11 protein-coding genes and 1 pseudogene are annotated in these 19,844 nt (G+C 57.6%); 6 read left to right on the top strand and 6 right to left on the bottom strand.

The window, feature by feature from the left end:
• Positions 1-3 precede the first annotated feature (3 nt).
• The 3 genes from P6U28_RS37540 to P6U28_RS37530 all read right to left on the bottom strand — a co-directional run bounded on the left by P6U28_RS37540 (position 4) and on the right by P6U28_RS37530 (position 3,961).
• Positions 4-1,104, bottom strand: a complete 1,101-nt coding sequence (locus tag P6U28_RS37540) for a hydrogenase small subunit (RefSeq protein ID WP_407123152.1) — start codon at positions 1,102-1,104, stop codon at positions 4-6.
• Between the two features lie 826 nt (positions 1,105-1,930).
• On the bottom strand, positions 1,931-3,193 hold the full coding sequence (locus P6U28_RS37535; RefSeq protein WP_407120816.1) for a serine hydrolase domain-containing protein: 1,263 nt from the start codon (positions 3,191-3,193) through the stop codon (positions 1,931-1,933).
• 78 nt (positions 3,194-3,271) lie between these two features.
• Positions 3,272-3,961: a molybdenum ABC transporter permease gene (locus P6U28_RS37530; RefSeq protein ID WP_162500643.1), complete on the bottom strand. Its 690-nt coding sequence runs from the start codon at positions 3,959-3,961 to the stop codon at positions 3,272-3,274.
• Between the two features lie 1,175 nt (positions 3,962-5,136).
• On the opposite strand from P6U28_RS37530, the gene dctA reads away from it, so the two are divergent.
• From dctA to P6U28_RS37510, 4 genes are all read left to right on the top strand, one after another.
• Positions 5,137-6,447 (top strand): C4-dicarboxylate transporter DctA, encoded by a 1,311-nt coding sequence (dctA, locus tag P6U28_RS37525; RefSeq protein ID WP_407120815.1) that lies wholly within the window; start codon positions 5,137-5,139, stop codon positions 6,445-6,447.
• A gap of 1,090 nt (positions 6,448-7,537) precedes the next feature.
• Positions 7,538-10,213, top strand: coding sequence for a PAS domain S-box protein (locus P6U28_RS37520; RefSeq protein WP_407120814.1), 2,676 nt, complete (start codon positions 7,538-7,540; stop codon positions 10,211-10,213).
• A complete protein-coding gene (locus P6U28_RS37515) occupies positions 10,210-10,890 on the top strand; it encodes a response regulator transcription factor (RefSeq protein ID WP_122405530.1) in 681 nt (226 codons plus the stop codon). The genes P6U28_RS37520 and P6U28_RS37515 overlap by 4 nt, the downstream gene beginning before the upstream one ends.
• Positions 10,891-10,975: 85 nt before the next feature.
• The gene (locus P6U28_RS37510) at positions 10,976-11,362 is read left to right on the top strand and encodes a response regulator transcription factor (RefSeq protein WP_407120813.1); all 387 of its coding nucleotides are present in this window, start codon (positions 10,976-10,978) and stop codon (positions 11,360-11,362) included.
• Between the two features lie 129 nt (positions 11,363-11,491).
• On the opposite strand, the gene P6U28_RS37505 is transcribed toward P6U28_RS37510, so the two are convergent.
• The gene (locus P6U28_RS37505) at positions 11,492-12,106 is read right to left on the bottom strand and encodes a hypothetical protein (RefSeq protein WP_407123151.1); all 615 of its coding nucleotides are present in this window, start codon (positions 12,104-12,106) and stop codon (positions 11,492-11,494) included.
• Between the two features lie 588 nt (positions 12,107-12,694).
• Complete coding sequence (gene glmS / locus P6U28_RS37500; protein ID WP_407123150.1) at positions 12,695-14,521, bottom strand: glutamine--fructose-6-phosphate transaminase (isomerizing); 1,827 nt, start codon at positions 14,519-14,521, stop codon at positions 12,695-12,697.
• 1,003 nt (positions 14,522-15,524) lie between these two features.
• Here glmS and gmd point away from each other — a divergent pair.
• A complete protein-coding gene (gene gmd, locus P6U28_RS37495; RefSeq protein ID WP_122405533.1) occupies positions 15,525-16,610 on the top strand; it encodes a GDP-mannose 4,6-dehydratase in 1,086 nt (361 codons plus the stop codon).
• Positions 16,591-17,550: a GDP-L-fucose synthase family protein gene (locus P6U28_RS37490; RefSeq protein WP_407120811.1), complete on the top strand. Its 960-nt coding sequence runs from the start codon at positions 16,591-16,593 to the stop codon at positions 17,548-17,550. Before gmd ends, P6U28_RS37490 begins: the two co-directional genes overlap by 20 nt.
• Positions 17,551-17,863: 313 nt before the next feature.
• Here P6U28_RS37490 and P6U28_RS37485 read toward each other — a convergent pair.
• Positions 17,864-19,029: pseudogene (locus P6U28_RS37485) on the bottom strand (MFS transporter).
• Positions 19,030-19,844: the final 815 nt, after the last annotated feature.

The raw sequence follows: 19,844 nt of genomic DNA, 5'->3' as shown, positions 1-19,844 counted from the left end.
TCCTCAACTCGGTTTGCTTTTGTGGGGTGCGCGATCCGGCTTGTGGGTCATCCGCTTCACGGCCGTGATCGCCGCATGTGCAGCGACGGTTAGCCCAACTACGCCGGCAGCGGCCATGCCGATCTGGTCGGCGTTCTCCTCGATCCCGAACTGCTTGATGGTTGTGAGTCGGTCGTAAAATGACCCCTTATCCCAGAAGCCGTCTTCGGAGCAGCCAAAGCAGCCATGGCCGGATTGAATCGGAAATGAAACGCCGCCGTTCCACCGAAGGGACGAACAGGCATTGTAGGTGGTTGGCCCCTTGCAGCCCATCTTGTACAGGCAATAGCCCTTGCGTGCGTACTCATCGTCCCACTCTTCGACGAATTGGCCAGCGTCGAAATGGGAACGCCGATAGCACTTGTCGTGAATGCGCTCGGAATAGAACATACTTGGACGCCCTTGGCGATCGAGCTCCGGAAGCTTTCCGAACGTGGTGATGAAAGTCACGAGGCCACTCATGACCTCCGCGATAGGCGGGCACCCAGGCACCTTGATGATCGGCTTGTTCGTGATCACCTTATCGATCGGCGCCGCGCCAGTCGGATTGGGCTTGGCCGCTTGCACGCATCCCCAAGACGCACACGTACCCCAAGCGATGATGGCCATGGACTCTTCCGCCATGGACCTGAGCTTTTCAACGAACGGCTTGCCGCCGTCAATGCAGAACATGCCACCCTCGTTCAGCGGTGGATTGCCTTCGACGGCGAGCACATACCTGCCTTTGTACTTGGCACGAGTTTCCTCCAAGATGGCTTCGGCCTGGTGTCCCGCCGCCGCCATGATCGTATCGTCATAGTCGAGCGAAATCATCGACAGCAGCGCGTCCTTGATCAAGGGATGGGCCGAGCGGATAAAACTTTCCGAGCAGCAGGTACACTCGAGCCCGTGCAGCCAAATGACGGGCAAACGCGGTTTGGTCTCCAGGGCATTGGCAATACTGCTTGCGGCGAGCGGACCAAGCCCCAAGCTCGCGGCAGTCAAACTGCAGAATTTGTGGAAACTACGACGCGTCATACCCTGACGTCTGATCACGCTGTAGAACGTTTCCGTTGCACCACTCATGAAGCGTTCCATGTGAGTTGTCTTCGGCCGTAACGAATTACTGACGTTCAGCAAGAAACAAGCCACCGAAGCGAAACACTTGACAGATACCATGTCACCGCTTCGGGATTTGCGGACTGTCGAAAGCAGCCAGCGAGCCACAAGCTGCGCGATTGATCTGTCATGCCAATGGTGTCCGGTTTTGGACGTCCATGTGAGCACTTCAACAGAGCAGCACGATGTTTCACCACTGCACGGCGACTACGTCTTGCTCCCGTTTGCATGACCGCGACACTCACGTGTTATGCCGGTTGTTCAATGGAATTGGTGCAGTTGACGGGCACCGAACTGCCCCCCAGTGTTAATCAGACTTGCCGATTGTTGACCAAAGGGGCGTTAATCCGCTCATAGTCGCAACTGCGCAAGCAGCCCGTACCAAAGCGTCTGTCGATAGACGAAGAGAAGCAGCAATGTGAGTCGGACACCGCCCTCGCTTTTTTGGTCTGATCGATCCAGTCTGCCTTTAATTCAAAGCGCCTTGCCGCACGGCATCGCTGCAGGATCGTAAGCGAGAGCCTGGACGTTCGGAGCTATCACAGGAGCGTTCATCGCGCGAGCCGATCGACAGCAATGCGCGATCGTCTTGGCGCATCGCGACGGCAAACCCGCTTGCAAGAGCTTCTTCGGGATAGCGAAGCCGATCTCGTTGTTGAAGCACTGGCGCCATCCGCCCCAACGCGGATAGCAGGTAACGGCGCCGACCTTCAATCGAATTGATGCGCAGTAGCAGCACTGTCTGCCGACCACCCCAAAAAATTGTTGGCCGAGCCTTTCGGCCGAAAGCGGATTATCGGATTATTGCAGCATAGACGATATATTGGACTTGTTCGCGGTAATACTTCCGGATTTCTCCGGGCGCTGCCGTTCCGACCACCACGACGAGACGCTCCTTTGGGTCGCAGAAAAATTGTGTCCCGTAGGCGCCAGTCCAAGTGAACTCACCTGGATTGCCCGGAACCGCCGAGAGACCCTCGTTTATGCGTACAGCTACTCCGAGCCCGAAGCCGAAGCCGGCACGGTGCGCCTCCACATTGGCCACCTTATTTTTGATCTCTGCCCCGAGATGGTCGGAAATCATGTGGCGCACCGTCTTCGGACCGAGAATGCGCTGCCCATCGAGCTCCCCGCCGTTGAGCAGCATTTGTCCAAAGCGCACGTAGTCACCGACTGTCGCAAATGCGCAGGCTCCCCCGCAGTCAAACTTCGTCGAACTTTCGAGGAGCTCGATGTCCTGTGGCTTTCCCGTAAGCGGGTCGGCTGGAAATGGATGAGCGATGCGTTCGCGTTGCGATTCAGACAAATGGAAAGTGGCATCCTGCATTTCGATGGGCGTCCACAGATTTCTGGCCAGATAGTCGCCCAATCGCTGTTCGCTGACCTGTTCCACGACAGCTCCCAGCACATCGGTCGAGAAGCCGTATTCGAATTCCGTCCCCGGTTGGTGCGCTAGCGGCAGCTTAGTAATTGCTTCGATGAACGCCTGCTTATCGCCCCTTAGTGGCGGAGCGGCGAAATCGGGATAGAGACGCGCCACTTGGTCTGAGCTGTCGGGGGGCACGCCATAGGTGAGCCCGGATGTGTGGCGATAGAGATCGTGGATGTAGATCGGAGAACTCTGCGTTTGAAATTCCAATGAGCCGTCATGCTGTGGCACTCCCACCTTCATGTTTGCGAATTCCGGGTAATAATCCGCAAGCCTGGCCCGTAGAGGCAGGCGGCCTTGCTCCATGAGGATAAGTCCCGCAACGGCCACCATCGGCTTGGTCATAGACGCAAGTGCGAACATCGCGTCGAGCCGCATCGACTTTCCTTTTGCAGGATCGAGTTGCCCGTACGCCTTGTAGTGAATCAGCTTGCCGTCCCTGGCGATTGCAACCACCGCACCCGGCACGCGTTTACTAGCGACTTCGCGAGCGAAGAACTCGTCGAGCTTGGCGAGGCGCTGCTGAGAAACGCCGACGTCATGGGCCGTCGCTTCGGGCAGAGGCGCGGAGTGCACTGAATTGAAGCCGATTCCAGCAGCCGCTACGGCCATAACAAGCTTGTTCATTGTAGCCTCGCAAGGATTGATGGATCCGGCTTGCATTACTGCTGCTCGGTCGTGATCGGATATGTCCGGCCGGCTAACCTAAGACGGCTCGGTGCCTCTCCTGGCACAGTGTCTGTCGATGAGGGATAAGGTGAAGATTGCCGCAAAGGCGAACATCACCATACCGCCGGCAAGCACACTTGCCTCGCGCCAGCGCGATGCTTGGACGTAGTCTACCACGTAGGCTGACAAAACCTTGGTGCGCCCAGGAATGTTGCCGCCGATCATCATCACGACGCCAAATGTGCCAATCGTATGAGAAAAGCCAACCACGGCGGCTTTAACGAATTCCAATCGCGCCAGCGGCCCCCTGATGGTAATGAGGGCATACAATGACGAAACGCGCCCCGTAGTTTCCATCTGGTGATCTCCTATCGCAACAAAGGCGTTACGGATCGGCTGCACCACCAACGGCAGCGCCGAGAGGACCGATCCGATCACGATTCCCGCGAAGGTAAAAGCGAGCGTGCGCTCGCCCCACAAAGAGGCGAGAACGCCACCCGGTCCGTTTGGGCCGAGCAACACGAGTAAGCAAAAGCCGAGAGCCGTCGGCGGTAGCACTAGCGGCAGCGCGATCATCGTCGTCACCGCCTCGCTCAAAAGAGTCTTTGAGCGCGCTAGCCACCAAGCGAGGGGCACACCAATCACGAGGAGGATCACGGTTGTTACGCTGGCGAGCTCAATCGTGAGCGCAACGGATTGCGCAATCTCTGCCGAAAAGACATCCATATGCGTCAGCCCAAAAATGAAAGTAGGTCGGCTTACGGGCCCAGTGATCGCCTGCATGTCCGGCTCGCCCAGGTATGTGGCGCGGATCGCCTTTTAGTCGCGCCGCACTTCATGGCGGCCGTCACATTCACACGCGTCGTTTCTACGAGCAAGAGTAGCGTCGCAAGTCTCATCGGCAACTCCTGTGACAGGGCCGCTTCCATCCATCTGACGGCGGCACCTCCTCGTTGAAATCAGCAATTCCTGTGCCGCGTGCGAACTATGGGACGCGCTATGCGCAACATGGAGGAAATTCGCATAGACGTTCGACGTCGCTGTGGCGTGGACCTAACGCCATGTCAGATTTCTGGCATCTCTGTTGCCGAGCAGACAGCGACGGTCGCGCAACGGAACGGCAGAATTTGACGCCGCCAGAGATGCCTATTTGGTTTGTCGGTCGCTCAAACGCCGCACTCGCTGCCGGTAATAGAACGGATCGCAGGAATCCTGCCCTTTGGCAGCAACGCGAACGATCTAGCTGAGTAATCATCGTGACGGTGCTTCTGCGACGCGGCAAAAGGCGCTGAGGGGCCAACAGCGAAGGCCGTCTCTCGACCAACCTGCCTAATGCGTATCGTTAGCGCAGACCTGGAGACAAATGCCTCGTGCACGAACGAGCTTTGCCGCTAGTGACAAGGCAGTGCATCGATTCAAGATTATTGCCGCGCAATCGAGCTCCTAAACCAGGCTTCCATCGCGTGGATGAGTACAATCCAAACTATCAATTTTACCAATGTCATCTACTGTTGCATCCATCTCAGCAGTTGGCGCATATCGATAACGCTCGGGCTTCCATCCCGAGACGGGACTCCGCTAATGCGCTCAGCCGATCAAGTTACGCGTCTCACTGCAACTTTTTGTTCGACCTTGCGAACGCGGGCCGAGCACTCAAACCGATGCAGCCCAGAGACAGACGGTTTGTCCGAGACTCTTAATCGGGCGCACTTTGGGCAACTGGTGCATATCTTGCTTAACGAGAAAGGATAACGCAACTAAACGCCTGCCTTTGGAACGACGCACCGGCTCTCGGAACCGTCTTCAATCGGACACGGCTAAAAACGATGAGTCTCGTATGACGCTGTCGTCTCTCAATGACGCGGCGGCTCACATTCGAGTATATTCGGGAAGGAAGCGTCATGACCACCATGGCAACTGCGGCGCCCGCACGCGCGTCGCAAGCTTGGTATAAGATTCTCTACGTGCAGGTGCTGATCGCGATCTTAATTGGCGCTATGGTCGGTTGCCTATGGCCGTCTGTCGCGACCAACGACTGGGTCAAGGCGCTCGGTGACGGGTTTATCAAGCTTATCAAGATGGTGATCGCGCCGATTATTTTCTGCACCGTCACATCTGGTATTGCGCATATTCAGGATGCAAAGAAAGTCGGGCGCGTCGGCGTCAAGGCGCTGGTCTATTTCGAGATCGTCTCCAGCTTCGCCTTGGTGTTGGGCCTTCTTATGGGCAATCTGGTCCAAATCGGTCATGGCCTTGCGGTGAAGCCGGATGCTGCGGCGGTCGCCAATTACGTCAAGCAGGCGGAAGCCTCGAAGACCGTCGATTTCTTTCTCAACATCATTCCCGATAGCGTGGTCGGCGCCTTCGCTCGTGGCGATGTTCTGCAGGTTCTCCTGTTCGCGATCCTATTCGGCTTTTCGCTGATGGCGTTAGGAAGCCGTGGGGAGCGGCTGCGAGGAATGATTGACGACGTCGCGCACGCGGTGTTCGGCGTGATCGCTATCATCATGAAAGCGGCCCCGATCGGCGCTTTCGGCGCCATGGCCTTCACTATCGGCAAATTCGGGCCGGCAGCACTCGGCAATTTGATCGGCCTGATCGCGCTGTTTTACGCGACGGCGGCGTTATTTGTCATGGTCGTGCTCGGTTTGATCGCGCGCCTCGTTGGCTTTTCAATCTTCAAGTTCATTGCCTATATCAAGGACGAGATTCTGATCGTGCTCGGCACATCGTCCTCTGAAAGCGCGCTGCCGCAATTAATGGAGAAGCTCGAACGGCTGGGCTGCTCGAAGCCCGTGGTCGGCCTGGTGGTGCCAACTGGCTACTCTTTCAACCTGGACGGCACCAATATATACATGACACTTGCGACATTGTTCATTGCCCAGGCACTCGGGGTGGACCTCACCTTTAGCCAGCAGCTCACGATCCTGCTCGTGGCGATGCTAACGTCGAAGGGAGCAAGCGGCGTCACCGGCGCGGGCTTCATCACGCTTGCTGCGACGTTGTCGGTGGTCAACCCAGCGCTGGTGCCGGGCATGGCAATCGTATTTTCGATCGACAAGTTCATGAGCGAGGTGCGCGCCCTTACAAACATCACCGGCAATGGCATCGCCGCCGTGTTCGTATCCTGGTGGGAAGACGAGCTCGAGCACGCGACGCTGCAGGCGCGGCTCAACGAGCCCACTGCTTCCACCACTATCGACACACGATGAGATAGGCCCCGTAACTTAACAACCGCCGTTCGAAGACGCACCGAATACAAGCGCAGCCACATTTCTCGTTGTTCGAATCGACACAGCCGACTTGAGACGAGCCCAAACTTTCACGCGCGATCTTCGGTGCGCAGCCCTTGCCCCGCGTCTGCCCCCCGCAGCCGCCCTGAAAAGATGCCAGCCGAGCAAAACAGTAGGAGCTTTCAAGCGTCATTTTCAATCGCGTCTTGCGCCTTCACGTCTTGCGCCTTCAAGCCCCCGGACATCTGAACGCCTGCCGTGCAACATAACAGGACTGCGACAGAACGTGTCCAGCCTGACGGACGTAGGTGCTGCTCCGCCTACAATTGCCCATGTGCGCGCTCTGCGCTTGCGTCGTCCGACCGTCCGACCGACGACTTGGTTGAGATCTTGCTGCCCCAACTCGTCATCCCTTGTCACGGTCCGCGCTGCCGCATTAGATCGATGCTGTGATCAGCACTGATTAGATGGCACCTCGGCGGAGCCGTGGCGTCCTACACGGCTAGTGTGGGGCTCGGCGTCGCTGCGCGAGCTCGTTTCGGGCCAACCAGACAAGTCCTCCGCACCCAGGCGTGACGGCCTTAGGAGATACAAAGCAGTCGCGTAGCTTCGCCTTCGTATCTCGGCACAGTGCCATTGCGCTTTCTTCCGCATGACCGATCGTACCGGCGCGATGAGTGGTCCGGCAGCTTGTCTCTGTTCTTTCCGGTTCGACTAGGCGCGCCTGATTATTCCGGCTCAAAGTCTTGACTGAACTGCAGCCGCTGTCCTCGTGCGGCTGGCGTAAGGGAATTGTCCTCGGCAGCAGCCTCGAGCGCCTGCCCGGAGTAATAGGCAGCGGGGGCAGACATCAGAGTTTCGATTGCAGCCGTGTCAGCTCGCCATATTGAAAGGTTTAGGACAACTATACGTAGGTCTGTGATGCATTTTTTCTCCGCGCGTGCTCTGCTTAGCACGAAGCAATCGATCTCGGAAGCGCTCGCCAGCGAGTGCTGGTGCCGAGTATTGCCCTATTTTTGCCTAAAACGTTATAGCTCTCCCGCCGGAGAACAGGCCGGACGGTATCAGAATGCGTAGCCAAATCAGCAGTTTAGAACGTTCAGCCCTTCAGTTTACCTTCGGCAGCATAACGCTTGCCGTGGTAACATTGGCCTACTTGTACCTTCACGCGCATTTCGCCGCGACGGCGTTCGCCTATTTGTTAGTGGTATTGCTGTTTTCGTTGATGGGCAGCTTCATCGCGTCGTCTGCGCTTTGCATCGTAGCCATCGCTGCTCTCGCTTACTGCTTTGCGCCGCCGGCGTTCAGCCTGCGAATCGATGACCCCCAAGATCTGCCGGTGGTTGTTGCATTCTTTATTGCCTCGATTGTGGGAGCGCACCTGATCGAAAAGCTCCGCCAGGAAAGAGAGGCTGCGCGTGTGGTTGCGGCCAAGCTTCAGCGGAGTGCGGCCGATTTGAAGGATCGCGAAAAGCGGTGGCGCGCTATCTTCGAGCACAATCCGGCCATGTACTTCATGGTCGATGAAGCCGGCACTGTCCTCAACGTCAATACGCTCGGCGCGACACAACTCGGCTATGCTCGTGCTGAACTGATCGGTCGATCCGTGCTGGACGTATTTCTCGAGGAGGATCGCGCGTTCGTTCGCGAATGCGTTCGGACGTGCCTTGAGGATGTCGGACAAACGCGAACGTGGGACGTCCAGAAAGTCAGGAAGGGCGGCTCGGTGTTGTGGGTACGTGAAAAAGCCAAAGCCATGCTCTGGGGCGATGAGCAGCCCATTGTCCTTATCGCCTGCGAAGATATCACGGAGCGAAGGCGGACCGAACTTGCCCTGCAGCGGAGCGAAGCACATTTGGCCCAGGCGCAGGAGTTGAGTCACACAGGCAGCTTCAGCTGGAACCCCACTACGGGCGAGGCCTTCTGGTCAAAGGAAACATTTCGGATTTTCCAATTAGATCCTGAGACAGTGCCGCCGGGGCCGCAGCTCGTCGTTGAGCGCACTCATCCAGATGATAGGGCTTCGGTTAAGGAAATTATCGATCGCGCGATGCGAGAGCTGAGTGATTTCGAGCACGAATACCGGCTTCTGCTACCGGACGGCTCGGTAAAGCACATCCATGCGCAGGCACGAGCGACGAGAACAGCCTCTGGTGACATCGAGTTTGTTGGGGCAGCTACGGATATTACGGCCGCGAGGCGAGCAGAACAGCAGCTGCGCCGCAGCGAGGCCTATCTGGCCGAGGCCCAGCATCTCAGCCACACGGGCAGCTGGTCCTGGGACGTCTACGGTCTAGATTTCATATATCGGTCCGCCGAGGTCGATCGTCTGTTTGGCTTTAGCCCACAAGAGCCGGTATCGATCGAGACCATTCGATCGCGCATCCATCCGGAGGACTTGCCGCGGCTACAGGAGGTGCAGCGCCAGGCGATTGAACACAAGGAGCGGCGGTTCGAATATGATTTTCGTATCCTTCTACCAGATGGCGGGATAAGACGCATACACTCCGTTGCGCACGTGGTGGTTGGCAGCGATGGCAACGTCAGCGAGCTGATCGGAACACATATGGATGTGACCGAGCAACACGCAGCTAGGGAACGCCTGGAAAACACACTTGCCGCGCTGCGCGAAAGCGAACAGCGCTTTCGCGACTACGCCGAAACAGCTTCCGATTGGCTCTGGGAGACCGGGCCGGATCATCAGGTCACTCGCTTATCCGAGCACACCAGCGCTGCGGGAATTTTGGCGACAGGATTGATGGGCCTGCTTCGCTGGGACATTGCGTGCGACGTCGAAGAGGAACCCGAGAAGTGGCGGCAGCATCGGGCGACGCTGGAGGCCCATCTTCCGTTTCGGGATCTCGTCTACCGCACCGTGAATCGGACAGGTTCTCCGATCTACGTCCGCACGAGTGGCAAGCCTTTTTTCGATGGAAAGGGCAATTTTCTCGGCTACCGTGGCGTCAGCACTGACATCACCGCTACCATTCGCGCCGATCAAGCCGAACAAGAACTACGAAAGGCACAGTCGGAGCTCGCGCATGTGACGCGCGTAACGACTTTAGGAGAGCTGACAACCTCCATCGCCCACGAAATAAACCAGCCACTCGCCGCTATTATCAGCAACGCCGATGCGTGCCTCGGTTGGATGGGGCGGGAAGCGCCTAATCTTTCCGCAGCACGCTCTTCGGTGGAGTGGATCATCGAAGACGCAATCCGGGCAAGCGAGGTGATCCGTCGTATTCGCGCGCTCGCGAAGAAGGGCGAGATTGAGATGGTGCCGCTCGATATCAATGAGGTCGTTAAGGACGTCATTGCGCTGGTAACACGAGAGCTGGTGAGCCACCGAGTGACGTTACGAACCGAGTTGACGGCAGGGCTGCCTAGGATCGTCGGCGATCGGATTCAGCTACAACAGGTCATCATCAATCTGGTGATGAACGGAATCGAAGCCATGGACGCAGTTACAGACAGGGCGCGCGAACTGCTGATTCAATCATCGAAGGACGATGCGGGGCACGTCCACCTTGCCGTGACCGATTGCGGCGTCGGCATCGCCGAGAACGACGCGGACCGCGTCTTGGATCCCTTCTTCACCACCAAATCGACTGGCCTTGGAATGGGTCTTTCGATCTGCCGGTCGATCGTGGAAGCTCATGGAGGACGACTGTCAATGGTCCACAAAAGTGGACCGGGCGCGACCTTCCAGTTTGCCTTACCGCAGCATAAGGAGGCCGTCTCGTGACAGCACGATTTGACGCGCTTGAAGGCAGCAATGCCGAGGCCTCGACGAAGGCGACCGTCTTCGTCGTCGAGGATGACATCTCAATGCGTCGCTCGCTTACGAACCTTTTTCAATCGGTAGGGTTAGACGTCATTGCATTCGGATCGGCCCGCGAAATGCTGCAGAGCACAATTCCGGACGTTATTAGCTGTCTAGTTCTTGATGTCCGGCTGCCAGGCTTGAGCGGTCTTGACTTCCAGACTGAGCTAGCGAGGTTGAACATACATATTCCGATCATTTTCATCACCGGTCATGGCGACATTCCAATGACTGTCAGGGCCATGAAGGAGGGAGCGGTCGATTTTCTCAGCAAACCGTTTCGCGATCAGGAACTGCTTGATGCCGTGGTTGCGGCGACCGAACGCGATCGCAAAAGACGGGAGGCTCAGCAGACGGTCGCGAATCTGCAGTCTTTATTTGAGACCTTAAGCCCGCGCGAGCAGGCGGTGATGAAACTGGTCGCTGCCGGCCTGATGAACAAGCAGGTCGCCGCCGAGCTTGGGCTCGCCGAGATTACGGTCAAGATCTACCGGGGACACGTAATGAAAAAGATGCGTGCACGCTCGCTGGCCGACCTGATCAGAATGACTGAGACGCTGGGAATTCGCACTAATCGTCCTGAGCAAACCCAAGTATGATTTTACAATTTCATCAGTCGAGCCCACTTTTCGCGCAAGGTGGCTAATGCTTGCAGCCGCTATTCCCGCTTGAGGAGGACTCGTCTTGTCCACGTCTTTGATTTCCGTCGTTGACGACGACGCCTCAGTCCGTGCGGCGACAGAGAATCTTTTGAAATCGCGTGGCTACATCGCCCAAATATTTGCGTCCGCCGAGGAACTCCTGACGTCCCCGCAATTGGACGAGACATCCTGTGTCATTACCGATATGCAGATGTCGGCTATGAGCGGCCTGGAGCTGTTGGCAGAGATGCGGACACGTGGTTACGACGCACCATTCATTTTCATTACCGCTTTTCCCAACGACCGCGTGCGCGCGTCAGCGCTGGGCGCCGGAGCGATTGGCTTCCTCGCCAAACCCTTTGCCGGACAAGCGTTAATCGAGTGCCTCGACACCGCACTGAACGCGTATGACGGCCGAAGCGGCATCTGACGCAATCAAGCTGTGGCTTGAATTGATGTCCGATCTAAACGCTCCGCGCGTCGATCTCGCCACCGATCAACCTCTTCGCAGTCAAACACGCCACTTGCTCTAAAACTCGGGCGAGGGCCGCAAGGCACGCTAGCTCGACTCATTCTGTAGGTCGACTTCAAACGTAATGCTCTCCAAAGGCAATCGACGGCCCTGAGCACTTCTTAACTCCTCTGGATCGAAGCTACATACTCCATTGGAGAGTGGAGCTGGCGCGAGAGCGCTCGGCGAGGCAAGAGATGGGTTGCCCCTAAAGAGACCAGTTCCTTCGATAACGGAAAACCGACTCTCTGCATGAAGCCACACGTTGTGTAACTCGGTCCCGTTGTCGGCTTCCTCCAAACAATAAATTAAGGAGCCACGTTGGATGGCCACCTTGCCGGCCAAATTGCGAATTTGTGGATGGCCGTATGCGCGACGCACTTGCATTGGCAGCCATAGTTTGACGCGATCTCCCTGCCGCCACGTTCGGCGAATCTGTAAATAGCCCTTGCGCGGCTCGCAATTCACAAGCTCGCCGTTCAGGCTGCTCGTCTCCGGCGCGCTGCACCACTCCGGCAGGCGCAGGGCGCGCGTGTGGGCGATTGGCGGCACAGATTCGACGGTAATTTCCACCTCGTCTCTCCAGGGATAGCTGCCGCTTATGGCCAAGCGCAGAGCATGTCCGTCGACGGATATTGCCACCCTTTTACCAACGTAGAGAATCCATTTGATGACACACAGCAGCTGGGAAGGCCGCGGTGGCGCGTATAGTCCAACCGGATTGCGTAAGCCGCTGCTACGCGCGATCTAAACAAACTGAACTGGTAATCCTAAGCCATCGTCCCCGGGGATCGAAGTGCATGCTCAACTTGCCCGCCATGGGGCGGATGCTGGCAATCGGGAAAGGTAAGTTGTCGCGCGTGTGCGCTGCCAGCGAATAAGCGGCCCGAAGCCTATGTGTGCACTGACTTGCTCGTCGGCTTCAGCAAGGCGGGAGGATGAGTTAAAGAGTATCTGTTTTGCACCGAGCTTCAGGCTAATTGGCCCTGCAAAGCAGATAGCAGGCTGGGTAACCGAAAGCCGACCTGGATTTCCCAATTGTCCGCAATTCCCACTTGTTCTCGACTGCTCCGCTCGAGCGACAGGAAGGTAAGGCTCCCTCCTATTGACGTTAGTTGGTTGCCGGTGGTGACGCGAGCAGGACTAACTCTGCTCATCGAGCTGGATCGCGGTCTATGATTGACCTGTCTTAGCTGGGATTGTTCTCCTTGAGCTCGCCCAAGGCATTAGTGCAGACATAACACTGCCGCCTTATTCCACAGTCACCGATTTTGCTAGATTACGCGGCTGATCCACGTCCGCGCCCCTTACGAGGGCGGTATGGTAAGCCAAGAGCTGAACCGGAATGGCATAGACCATCGGCGTAAAGCTTGCGACCATCTCCGGCAGAACAATGGTCATGAGTGTGTCCACTGCCGCTTCCAAAGCACCCCTCGAATCGGTGATCAGGATGATCTTGCCGCCCCGAGCCGCCACTTCTTGCATATTCGAGACGGTCTTCTCGAAGACCTCGTCATAAGGCGCGATCACCACCACAGGCATTGCCTCATCTATCAGTGCGATCGGTCCGTGCTTGAGCTCGCCGGCGGCATAGCCTTCTGAGTGGATATAGGCAACTTCCTTCAGCTTGAGTGCGCCCTCCAACGCTAAGGGGGCCGATGTGCCACGACCGAGATAGAGCACGTCTCTTGTATCGGCGATATAACGCGCGAGCTTCTCGATCTGCGGCTCGATCAACAGCGCCGCAGCAATCAACCGCGGCACTTCGATAAGCTCACGCACAAGGTTCGATTCGTCGATCTCAGACAGCTTACCGCGCTCTCTTCCCGCTGCCACGGCAAGCGCGGCCAATACCATTAGCTGGCAGACGAACGCCTTGGTCGAGGCGACGCCGATTTCCGGCCCCGCGAGCGTCGGCAGAACGGATTCGCTCTCCCGCGCAATCGTCGACGTGGGGACGTTGACCACAGATATCGTGTGCACGCCCTGCTCCTTGGCGTATCGCAGGGCAGCTAGCGTGTCAGCGGTTTCGCCCGACTGCGAGATGACGATCGCGAGATCGCCCCGGCGCAAAGGCGCCTCCCTGTAGCGGAACTCGGACGCCACATCGATCTCAACAGGTAAGCGCGCCAGCCGCTCAAACCAGTATTTGGCGATGTGTCCGGCATAGCTTGCAGTGCCGCACGCGGTAATTGAGATGCGCTGTATGGATTTAAAATCGAACGGCAATGTAAGCGGCAGGGCGACGCGCTTGGCCGCGATGTCGAGATAATGCGCCAATGTCTTGCCGGCCACCGTCGACTGCTCGTGGATTTCCTTCGCCATGAAGTGGCGATAATTCGATTTGTCTACAAGCAGCGACGATACGCCAGACTTTGATGTTTCCCGCTGGACGACAGATCCGTCTGAGCTATAAATCACGCACATCGTGCGCGTAAGCACTGCCCAGTCGCCGTCCTCAAGATAGGTGATGGTGTCGGTCAAAGGCGCGAGCGCAATCGCGTCCGATCCTAGATACACTTCGCCGTTACCATGTCCAATCGCAAGGGGCGACCCCTTACGCGCACCGATCAAAAGGTCATCGTGGGCCTTGAAAAGGAATGCCAGTGCGAAGGCACCACGCAGCCGCGGCAGCGATGCTTGTACCGCATCCTGCGGCGAGTAGCCCTTCTGGAGATAAGATTCGACGAGATGCGCCACCACCTCCGAGTCTGTCTCTGAGTTAAAATGGGCCCCATTCCGCTCCAGTTCGGCTCGCAGCTCGCGGAAATTCTCAATGATCCCATTATGAACGACCGCGACGTTCTCCGTCGCATGCGGGTGAGCATTGCTCTCAGTCGGCCTTCCATGTGTCGCCCAGCGGGTATGACCGATGCCGGTATGACCCGACGGAGGACAATAGCGCAGCTGCTCCTCAAGGTTTCTCAGCTTACCTTCAGCGCGGCGGCGCTCGATACGGAGACCTTCGAGAGTCGCGAGGCCTGCGGAGTCGTACCCGCGATATTCCAATCGCTTGAGCGACGCGACCAACTGCCCAACGACCGGTCCGCGCCCCAGAATGCCAACAATTCCACACATATCGATCAATGCAGCCCAAGTTAAGGATTCCGACGTCCTCTACAGGAACTCGGTCATGAAATTCGCTTGTCCCATGCTAACGGTGTCAAGTTCGGGATCTTTCGAGGCCGCCTGTATCGCCGCCGCATTCACAAGCGTGAGTTAGATCTCTTTCAGCCCTATCGCTTCGCCCGGCTACATCCCGCTTTTGGCCGCCGATCGATTTCAAACCGCGCAGCAGCTCTAACTTGAATTGTCCTGTCTTAGTGGAGACATTTTTCCGGCGCGGATTTAAGAGACTTATCATACTCGAACCGAGGCAACTTACGCTCGGTCAAGATTAAAGGATTGGCGTCGAAGCTCCATTGTACGAAGGTAAGCTCTCGGCATTAAAACGTTCGACGATCTATACCAACGTTTGCTACTCCTTCTCACTTTGTCTCGCGTCGACCGTCCACTGCCTGCCGCGAGTTGGTTATTGGCAACGGCGCTTTGTGAGTGGACCTGCAGACTTCGTATTCTGTTCGGCAGTTAACAGCGCTTTGTAGACTGCGGCTCTATGGGCAGGCTTGTCTGTGTGCTGGCTTGCATGCCGTCATTCCAACAAATGCATTGACGAATGCGGCCTCAGCACGTCGCGCTCTCTCCCGCCATGACGAGACCACGCGAATGCGCACATGCGCCCGCGGATAGATAAGCAGCACGGACCTCACTTTGATCTCATTGGAAAGATTGCCCGAGGGCAAGCGCGCCCAGGCGTAATGGCGTTTTGCCATCCATCTCGCCTGCTAAGTATCGCGTCGCTGGGGTTAGTGAGATTCATCTTTGAAGCCCAAGGCTCCTCCAGTCCAAATATAAATCAATGTATATAGTGTGCATTCCTGCATGATGTGTATGACTGGAGCTAACGATCGCTTTCCTTTAATGGCGGGTGGGAGCGCGCGTGCGCATCTAGATTTTTCGAGAAACGGCTTCGCAATGGTGTTTCACAGCGAGGCTCTTTGCGGCGCAACTAAGGGAGACCATGGCGGCTCAGGAATCAAAGGGGCGCGTTGCGCTGATGACGGGCGTCACCGGCCAGGACGGCGCCTATCTCGCCGAACATCTGCTGTCGCTCGGCTACGTCGTGCACGGCATCAAACGGCGCTCGTCCTCATTCAACACCGCGCGTGTCGACCATCTCTACCAGGACCCGCATGTCGGCGAGGTTCCATTCCTGATGCACTATGGCGACATGACGGATTCGACCAATTTGATCCGCCTGGTGCAGCAGATCCGGCCGACCGAGATCTACAATCTCGCAGCTCAAAGCCACGTCGCCGTCAGCTTCGAGAGCCCCGAATACACCGCCAATGCCGATGCGATCGGCGTGCTGCGGCTCCTGGAAGCGATCCGCATCCTCGGCATGGAGAAGGAGACGCGGTTCTACCAGGCCTCGACCTCCGAGCTCTACGGCCTCGTGCAGGAGATCCCGCAGAAGGAGACGACGCCGTTTTATCCGCGTTCGCCCTATGGCGTCGCCAAGCTCTACGGCTATTGGATCACCGTGAACTACCGCGAAGCCTATGGCATGTTCGCGTCCAACGGCATCCTGTTTAATCACGAGAGTCCGATTCGCGGCGAGACCTTCGTGACCCGCAAGATCACCCGTGGCGTCGCGCGCATCGAGGTCGGTCTCGAACAGACGCTCTATCTCGGCAATCTCGAGGCCAAGCGCGACTGGGGTCACGCGAAAGACTATGTAGAGGGCATGCATATGATCCTTCAGGCCGACAAGCCGGACGATTTCGTGCTCGCCACCGGCGAGACGCGATCGGTGCGCGAGATGGTCGAGCTTGCCTTCGCGCAGGTCGGCCGCCGCATCGAATGGCGCGGCAAGGGCGTCGATGAGATCGGTATCGATGCCAAGAGCGGCAAGACCGTGGTGAAGATCGATCCGACCTATTTCCGGCCGACCGAGGTCGATCTCCTGGTCGGCGACGCCAGCAAGGCGCGCGAGAAGCTCGGCTGGAAGCCGAAGCGGACCTTTGCCCAGCTCGTCGAGGAGATGATGGCGAGCGATCTCGCCGAGGCGAAACGGGACGCGGTCCATGGCAAGCGCAGCGTTTGAGCTGACTGGCAAGAGCGTCTACGTCGCGGGCCATCGGGGCATGGTCGGCAGCGCGCTGGTGCGCCGGCTGGCGCGCGAGAACGTCAAGATCATCACGGTGGACCGGCGTGAGGTCGACCTCTGCAACCAGGCCGCCGTGTTCGAGTGGTTCGCGCGGGTGCGGCCGCAGGTCGTATTCCTCGCCGCCGCGAAGGTCGGCGGCATCGTCGCCAACGACACGCTGCGCGCCGAGTTCATCTACGACAACATCACGATCGCGGCGAACGTGATCCAGGCCGCGCAGCAAAGCGGCGCCGAGAAGCTGATGTTACTCGGCTCCTCCTGCATCTATCCGAAGCTCGCGCCGCAGCCCCTGCGCGAGGACTCGGTGCTGACAGGCCCGCTGGAGCCGACCAACGAGCCCTATGCGATCGGCAAGATCGCCGGCATCAAGATGGCGGAGGCCTATCGCAGCCAGTATGGCAGCGACTTCATCAGCGTGATGCCGACCAATCTCTACGGTCCCGGCGACAATTATCACCCGGAGTATAGTCACGTGGTCGCCGCCCTGATCCGCCGCTTCCACGAGGCGAAGCTCGCGGGCTCGAAGAGCGTGGTGGTCTGGGGCACCGGCACGCCGCGCCGCGAGTTCCTCTATGTCGACGACATGGCCGACGCCTGCGTGCACCTGATGAAGACCTATTCCGGAGCGGAACTGATCAATATCGGCACCGGCGAGGACATCACCATCGCCGAGTTAGCACTCATGGTCGCGGCTGCGATCGGTTTTGGCGGCGAGATCAGCTTCGACACGTCCCGCCCTGACGGCACACCGCGCAAGCTGCTCGACGTACAGCGGCTGTCCGGGCTCGGCTGGCGCGCCACGACCTCACTTGAGGACGGCATTCGGCTGGCATACCGGGCGTATCGCGCCGACAGCGATGCAGTGGCACCAGAGTGATCGGTTCCCCCATAACGAGCCAATCCAAGCTACCAATCGGCAGTGAATGTCTAGCCTACTGAACTTGCCGCTCACGTACGACCTACTTTGCTTCGCAATTGATAAGCGTTCATTGTCAACAACCGGGCTCAGTCCGACAAGACCCCCGAGTCACGCGCCGTATCCTCGATACGAGGCGACCAACCACTTCCAGGAAAAGGAGAGTGACCATGGTCGAAACCTGCCGCCACCAACTTGAGAGCTCATCGACTCTAAGCCCCTAAACGCCGGCCGTGGAATGTCGTTAGCCGGAATTTTCCTTCCGACCAACGAGTTAACGATGGTCTGTCATTATTATTCTCGCCGACAGCGTAACGATGCACATGAGCGCGCCTAACATCCCGAACGCCAAAGGTAAGCCAAAGATGTAGGCGACGAGCCCAACGCCGGCGGGTCCGACGAGTATACCCGCATAGCCCCCAGTCGTGATGACCGCGATCGCAAGGCCTACTGGCATCACTTTCTGTTTGCCGGCGCACCGACACAGTACGGGTACGACATTTGATATACCTAATCCAATAAGCAGGAACCCCGCCATACCAATTAAGGCAAATGGCGCGGCCATCACAGCCAAGAAGCCTGTCACGATAGGCAGAGTCCCCAGCATCAATGTGGCACGGTCGCCGATTCGTGCCACCACGGCATCTCCGCTGAGACGTCCTACGGCCATTGCGATTGAGAAGAGCATACAACCAACGCCCCCGTGCGCCTCCGCGACAAGATCTCGTTCAACGAGAAGCAAAGCGCTCCAATCGAGGATTGCACCTTCGACAAGAAAGGTGATAGCCGCGAGCACAGCTATTAGCAACACACTGCGATGGGGTAAGATAAATAATGGGTCCTTCTGTCCCGAACCCGTCGCGAGCAACCCCGGCCAGGCTGATACAATCGCGATCGTCATTAACGCGGAACAGACCAACGTCGAAAAAGACGGGCCAAGCTGCAGCGACAGGAACGAGGTCGCGGCGGCAGAGCCGGTGAATTCCCCAATGCTGTAGTGGGCGTGGAAGCCAGCCATCAATGGACGCCCCGTGGCGCGCTCCAATCAATCGCATGAATGTTCATGGCTACATCGATCGAACCGAGTGAACCGCCGAAAGCAAACAGCGTAGCACCGAGCCTGACAGGTGTGTCGGCAATTGCAAGGCACGGCAGCATTATCGCGAGTCCAAGTCCACCCGCGAGGATAATGGGCTTGCTGCCGTACCGCGCACTCGACACGCTGGTCAAAACCATTGCGATAACGGATCCCGTTCCGAGACAGAGCAGTAGATGACCAAGCATGCGGTCATCCACCGCGAGCCGCTGCTTGGCGAGTGGCACCAAAGGCGCCCAGGCCGCGAGGCCGAACCCGGCAACAAAGAATGCGAGCCGTGTCCCAAGCAGGCCCGCATACCAATTAGCAGACAGTATCACGGGCTCTCCTGAGAGAACGGGCATGCGAGCGCGACGCTCCTCATCCTGCGTGCGCCGCCTGCAAACGGCTATCGACAATGCCTCAAGTTGACATTCTCTATCCCTGCAAATGCAATGCCGTCGCAAACTGGACTACGTGACTGGGCGAGTGCCAACTAGGCGGCAATCATCGAGCCCGTAGATACGGTGTTTCGGCTGTCCCTTCCCGGATGGATTAGCCATGCGAGGGGTGATGACAGTTCTCGCTGGTCTGCGACAACGGAGGCGCAACGCTCAGGATGGCTTTGTCGCAAAGCCTACAAACCCTGGAAGGCCAACGGCGCCCGCGCCACAAATGTACCTGGCATGAAACCCGTCGTAGGTTTTCCGACAGCTTCTGCAAAATCGGCAGCTCTCATCGCGAGTAATCGCGTTGACTCACTAAGTCGACCGCCATCGTACGCAGGCTGTCAATGTCAGCCAAAACAATTTTGATATTCGAATATTCCTTTTTTGCTGTTCCCCGCACCGCGCCTGCTGCGCAAGGCCTGGCAAGAAAAGCAAGGTGGCACTCGTCTCCAAGCCGCCGGCATGGCCTTCAGATTGACGAGGGGGGACGTTGACGAAAACTTCAAGATGACCTGCGTCGGTCATGTATAGAGGGCTCCTGACGACGACCGTTCTCGATCCGTTCGTCCAGAGAATTGAACTCAATCAATCCTAAGGCGGTTCAAACCAGCGGTATCTTTTTTCAGATAGCAATGCAACGCGGTCGGGCGGAAGCAATTAGTTGTCCCTCAAAAGCCCTTGACACAAGAGGCAACGCCATCTTCTTTCAGGAGACCATGAATTCTCTTCTC

It is taken from the genome of Bradyrhizobium sp. STM 3561, from assembly GCF_045571455.1.
In the GTDB taxonomy this organism is placed as follows: domain Bacteria; phylum Pseudomonadota; class Alphaproteobacteria; order Rhizobiales; family Xanthobacteraceae; genus Bradyrhizobium; species Bradyrhizobium vignae.
Note: the sequence above shows the minus strand (reverse complement) of the source record. Positions and strands in the feature narration are given on the sequence as shown.

What these genes read in the sequence shown, in the direction of transcription:
- P6U28_RS37540 (WP_407123152.1), bottom strand. Translation starts at nt 1,104, where the DNA reads ATGAGTGGTGCAACGGAAACGTTCTACAGCGTGATCAGACGTCAGGGT.
- P6U28_RS37535 (WP_407120816.1), bottom strand. Translation starts at nt 3,193, where the DNA reads ATGAACAAGCTTGTTATGGCCGTAGCGGCTGCTGGAATCGGCTTCAAT.
- P6U28_RS37530 (WP_162500643.1), bottom strand. Translation starts at nt 3,961, where the DNA reads ATGGATGTCTTTTCGGCAGAGATTGCGCAATCCGTTGCGCTCACGATT.
- dctA (WP_407120815.1), top strand. Translation starts at nt 5,137, where the DNA reads ATGACCACCATGGCAACTGCGGCGCCCGCACGCGCGTCGCAAGCTTGG.
- P6U28_RS37520 (WP_407120814.1), top strand. Translation starts at nt 7,538, where the DNA reads ATGCGTAGCCAAATCAGCAGTTTAGAACGTTCAGCCCTTCAGTTTACC.
- glmS (WP_407123150.1), bottom strand. Translation starts at nt 14,521, where the DNA reads ATGTGTGGAATTGTTGGCATTCTGGGGCGCGGACCGGTCGTTGGGCAG.
- gmd (WP_122405533.1), top strand. Translation starts at nt 15,525, where the DNA reads ATGGCGGCTCAGGAATCAAAGGGGCGCGTTGCGCTGATGACGGGCGTC.
- P6U28_RS37490 (WP_407120811.1), top strand. Translation starts at nt 16,591, where the DNA reads ATGGCAAGCGCAGCGTTTGAGCTGACTGGCAAGAGCGTCTACGTCGCG.